Source organism: Kurthia sp. Dielmo (genome assembly GCF_000307285.2).
Classification (GTDB): Bacteria; Bacillota; Bacilli; order Bacillales_A; family Planococcaceae; genus Kurthia; species Kurthia populi.
In genome coordinates, this window is record NZ_HE578959.1 from 73,090 (window position 1) to 74,851 (window position 1,762).

Sequence of the window (1,762 nt, forward strand, 5' to 3'; positions counted from 1 at the left end):
ACGGGCTTTTTCTTTATTTAGGGAGAATATAACATGGGTAAGAAGTTTATATTCTTACTAATCATTATATTCCCACACTACATAATTTGAAACGTAAATATTCAGATAATAAGCACGATTTACTTTTTGTTTACATGTAAATATGTTTATTTTTTTACGATTTATACTTTGAATGCATCATCCATTTAACAAGTGGTTGTTGCCAAGAGCGAATAAAAACACCTAAAATTTTCCCTATAAATAATGCCGCAATAATTGTACCGATACCGATAGAACCTAGTTGATGAACAGTTAGTAAGCAGACGATTCCTGCGATAATGACATTTAAAAGGTCACTTGTTACTTTAGCTTTACTAAATGTCATATTGAAATGGTCGCTGATGACATAGGTTAAAGCATCGTAAGGCATCATTGGTAAGCGAGCAGATAAGTATCCAAGTAAGCCAAATGATACGACAAATAAACTAGCCATTAAATAAACGACGCGCAGTAGCATTGTTTCAGGCATTGGCAAAAAGGCTTGAACGAGCCAAAGAGTAAAATCAGCAAAGGAGCCAAAAAATAATGTAATAATAAATTGTGCTAAATAGGAACGAAATTTCCATTCACGTGTAATGATAATTTGAATAATAATAAATAAGACGTTGGCGATAATAGTAGTTAGCCCAACAGAAATTCCTGTTGCTAATGTAAAGGCATAAGCAAGTGAGGATACAGGCGAGACACCAAGGCCTGCATAAATAGAAAGGCTGATGCCAAGTGTTAAAATAAACAGCCCGCTTAAATAAACGGTTACCTGTTTAATTGTTCGATCATAATGTTTCAAAAAAAAGCCTCCTGTTTTAAACTGTCACTCATAGTTAGTATAAACTGTAAATATTAATATGAAAAATATATAATTTAGTCATAAAACATATAAAAAATATATAATAAGGTGAGAAAAATGGATTTAAAACAGTTGCATTATTTCACGGAAATTGTGAAGCATGGAAATATTTCGAAAGCAGCAGAGGCCTTGCATATGGCACAGCCACCCCTAAGTCAGGCATTAAAGAAATTAGAGCTAGAACTTGAAAAGACATTAATTGAGCGTTACCGTACAAAATGGTCCATAACAGAAACAGGGCAGTATGTATTTGAACAGGCAGAGGCATTAAAATCACGTATGGGAATTATGCGTCGAACCGTAAAAGAGATTGAATTGGGCGAAGTGGGTACATTATCAATCGGACTTTCGACTGCATGTGCGCAGCTTTGTGTAGGTTCATTAAAAAAATTCAAACAGCAATATCCAAATGTATTTTTAAATATTCAACAGGGTAGCTCACATCAAATGGAAGAAAAACTTCGTGAAAATGATATTGAGTGCGCGATGATGTTAAAGCCCTTGTATGATCATGATTATGAAATGCGCACTTTGTCGCGAGAGATTTTTGTGGCGTTATTCCCAGAAAATTGGTCGCTCTTAGAAAATCATGTGAGCTTAGCTGAGTTACATACGATGCCATTGATTGTTTTAGGGCGTATGGAAGGTTATTCGATGTATGAAAATGTTTTAAATGCTTTTTATGAAAAAGGCTTAAAACCAAATATTGAAATTGAATGTCATGATATCGGTCTTGTACAATCTCTTGTGAAAAAAGAAATGGGGATTGGTGTTGTGCCACTGATGGGGGTGCAGCAAACGCCAGGAATTCAAATTGTACCAATTGATGACCTACATCTTATTTTTGAACCGGTTGTACTCCACCGTAAAGAAAGA

At 34.8% G+C, this 1,762-nt stretch carries 2 protein-coding genes; one reads left to right on the forward strand and one right to left on the reverse strand.

All coding sequences use genetic code 11. The features are described from left to right. Positions 1 to 154 precede the first annotated feature (154 nt). Positions 155 to 826, reverse strand: a complete 672-nt coding sequence (locus KTHG_RS11630) for a YczE/YyaS/YitT family protein (protein ID WP_139993734.1) — start codon at positions 824 to 826, stop codon at positions 155 to 157. A gap of 117 nt (positions 827 to 943) precedes the next feature. On the opposite strand from KTHG_RS11630, the gene KTHG_RS11635 reads away from it, so the two are divergent. Continuing rightward, on the forward strand, positions 944 to 1,762 hold an 819-nt coding region (locus KTHG_RS11635; protein ID WP_139993736.1), incomplete at its 3' end, for a LysR family transcriptional regulator.